The sequence below is a fragment of the Cyanobium sp. NIVA-CYA 375 genome (assembly GCF_056108345.1).
Window position 1 is genome coordinate 1 of record NZ_JBSYHW010000290.1, and the last position, 839, is coordinate 839.

The 839-nt window shown below is 61.9% G+C and carries 1 protein-coding gene; it reads right to left on the minus strand.

Annotation, left to right across the window (positions count from 1 at the left end):
• Positions 1-64 precede the first annotated feature (64 nt).
• Positions 65-839: hypothetical protein (locus AC01FP_RS18145; RefSeq protein WP_474482216.1), on the minus strand; the 775-nt coding region annotated here is incomplete at its 5' end.

Here is an 839-nt window from a genome sequence, read left to right on the forward strand (position 1 = left end):
CCTGTTTGTTCCATAAGAACAAGAGTGGAACGAAAATTTGTTCCAGGCGGTCTGGCGATACACTCTAGCCGGTTCCCCGCATCCGGAAATCAAACTTTTCCGTAGAGTTAGCAGGCACCGAGACCTCGACAATCAGGGTGCCGTCCTTGACCTCGGTCTTGTGCTTCGGCCATTTCGCTTCCCATTCACCCGACCAGCCGAGCACCACCCGCACACGAATCGGATGGGCGTTGGCATTGCTGATCTCGGCCCGCATTTTACGCCATTTGCGCCCTTCCTCGGGTGGGTCGCCGGTCCCGCTAAAGCTGCATTGGCTGAACACCTGAGCGCTCTCGCCCATAGCCAGCTCGATGTCCTGCCCCACCGCATAGTCGCGCAGCGAAGGTTCGGCGACCAGCCGGGTGCCATACCCGCTCGGCTCGAACACGGTCAGCCCGCCTTGTGGCAAAGCGACGCCCAGACCCTTCTTCTTCTCGTTGCGGGTGACCAGCAGCACCTGTGCCTCGTCCAGCTCGTCCGGCGACTCGGCCCTTTCGTAACGACCATACGGGTCGCACCCGATGCGGTAGAGGTAGTGGGCGGTGACATCGTCCTGGTTGAGGAAAGCGACCTGCTTCAGACCCTTGGCCGCGACGGTAACCGGGAACGGTACCCGGTAAAGCTTGAGATCGCCCAGCTGCTCTTCCTCGGCAGAGATCACGCTGACGGCCATCGGCACATCCTGCAGTGCCCCGGTGCGCTTTCGCGCAGTCACAATGATCGAGCTTTCTGCATACGCTGCGGGAGCCGGGGGTGGCGGTGGAGGCGGCGGTGGCGGATAAGGGCCGTAGAACGGCACC